This is a genomic window from Clostridium vitabionis, from assembly GCF_015351765.1.
Classification (GTDB): domain Bacteria; phylum Bacillota; class Clostridia; order Lachnospirales; family Lachnospiraceae; genus Clostridium_R; species Clostridium_R vitabionis.
The window spans coordinates 1-2,123 of sequence record NZ_JADKQA010000026.1 but is presented as its reverse complement, the minus strand read 5'-3'; the positions used below and the strand labels follow the sequence as shown (position 1 = coordinate 2,123).

General features: G+C 45.9%; 2 protein-coding genes. Both read right to left on the bottom strand.

The annotated features are described in order from the left end of the window. Positions 1 to 124: 124 nt before the first annotated feature. Positions 125 to 1,162 (bottom strand): nucleotidyl transferase AbiEii/AbiGii toxin family protein, encoded by a 1,038-nt coding sequence (locus ISF27_RS13105; protein ID WP_194611908.1) that lies wholly within the window; start codon positions 1,160 to 1,162, stop codon positions 125 to 127. Continuing rightward, complete coding sequence (locus ISF27_RS13100; protein WP_194611907.1) at positions 1,159 to 1,953, bottom strand: DUF6577 family protein; 795 nt, start codon at positions 1,951 to 1,953, stop codon at positions 1,159 to 1,161. The genes ISF27_RS13105 and ISF27_RS13100 overlap by 4 nt, the downstream gene beginning before the upstream one ends. Positions 1,954 to 2,123: the final 170 nt, after the last annotated feature.

Sequence of the window (2,123 nt, the reverse complement as noted above, 5' to 3'; positions counted from 1 at the left end):
AGCATATATCAAAGAGGAATCAATTTCACGACTGTTACCTAAAGATGCTGCATAATCATTCGACTATGGGTCTGGATGGTTTTTGCGAACATTCCTTGACATCATCTTGCCGAGGGGCCCGATATCATATCAGATTTCTGGTGGCTTCGACCAGACAGGCATATGCGTCCGGACGCTGTTTGCGGACATAGGCAAGCTTTTTATACTGATCACCCTCAAGCCGTTCCGAGATATAGCTTTCCGGATGCTCTATTTTCTTAAACGGGTTTCCGGAGAGCAGGCACGAAGCAAGATACATGACTTTACAGGCCTTCCAGGTCGCATCATCAGTGTTGTAGCTGCTCAGGAGGATATGGTTCCTCAGCGATTTTATGCCGCGGAGATATTCCGCATAGTCATCCTTGTCGATGGTTCCTCTGCTGATAATGCTGACACAGGCACGGATGGTATCCAGGAGGACATCTTCTTTGCTCCAGGCTTCTCCGCGGAAAGCGGTCTCATCCATAACTGCTGTATCGTATGTCCTAGAAAACAATTCAAAGTCAGTCACATAGTCGGAGAGAGTAGCCGTATCAAACAGCTGCTTTGCAATCTCCAGCTCCTTATTTATGCCTAAAAGTACCCCGGTGGTGTGAGGCGCGAAAGCGGTCAGCTTATCGCCAAGCATACAATCCGCTGTAGGGACTTCCACAGTAAGGTTTTCCCCTGAAGTCAGAAGAAGGTCGTTACGGATCTCTTTCTGCACGGTCTGTGCATAGGGAAGATGGGAGAACACCACATCCAAAAGGATATAGAATTCTGTATTTCTTACGGGAGAAAAGTAGGTGAATTTGAAATGCCTCTTTACGATCCCGTTTTTGCCTTTGCGGATATCTTCTTCCTTGTTGAGGAAGGGAAAGATCCGGGAGGCTTTATCGATGTAGTCGTCTACATCGGTCTCAGGTTCTACCAGAATATCTATGTCGGTGGACAGCCTTGCCGGCTTTTCCAGAATCAGCATCAGGCTGGTTCCGCCTTTGAAGCAGAAGGGCATTCCGACACTTTTGATCGCTTCCAGCAGGCCGAAGGCATACAGGGCCCGCTCAATCAGGCCCGGATCGGAGACGTATTTCTTCTGCAGTTCCCGGATGTAATCAAGCTCGTAAACTCTTTTGTCGATCATTTGTCGTCCTCCAGAACAATGCGGGTTTCTTCATGAATAAAATCACGGATGACTTTTTCAATGCCCCGGCGGCGGGCATAACGGAACATTTTCCCCTGATTGATGTTGTACTTTTGAAAGGCGTCCTCGTAAATGGCGCGGTATTCTGAACGAGAAAGGATAGAGCCGGAAATTCCCCGGCTAAACAGGTCTACGAGAAGCTTTTCAAGTGATGCCTGCCGGTACTGTCCATTTGAAGGCGGGGCTTCAGAGATCAGCTTGCGGACAATGATGGTTTCATCGCCGGCATACTTGTAGTATTCATCCAGGCTTGGATTGTGAAGCACATGAGGATAACGGTCAAAAAGCAGGTTGAAAATGCTTTCGTCCAACATGTTTTCGACCTCAATAAAAATGGTATTCTTCGCCAGCAGATGATTCACAAACTCATTCATCTGATACAGCTCCCATATCTGGAATTCTATCAACGGATAATTCTCCTGAATCAGGGCGACTATATCCCTGGCAGTCTCTGACAATTCATAAGAGTAATTTTTTCTGGCAGAGTGGACAAAACGCCCTTTTCCCACTCTGGAGATTTCTCCGGAATCACATTTCTTTTTCAGAATGCTGTAAATAGTGGATCTTCCGATTCCAGGAACGCCTTCCTGAAGAGCGTACGCGAATTCTCCGGTCGTAAAGGAAGGGTGATTCTCTATAAACTTCTCTGCTGTCATTTTCAATTCCATCACCTCCGTACTTTCGGCAAAAATCTTTAAAATTGCCAAAAGTCCAAGGATAAGATATATCATATCGTCCTAAAAGTCAATAGACTTTCGGCAATAATGCGAATATTTGCCGAAAGTCCAAAATGGAGCATCCTGAAAATATCGTAAGCGCGAAGTAATTCGTTGGATTGTTTCACTCCAATCCGTTTGAGATAATTACTCCAAACATTGAAGCAGATGTTGGAGTGAATTGC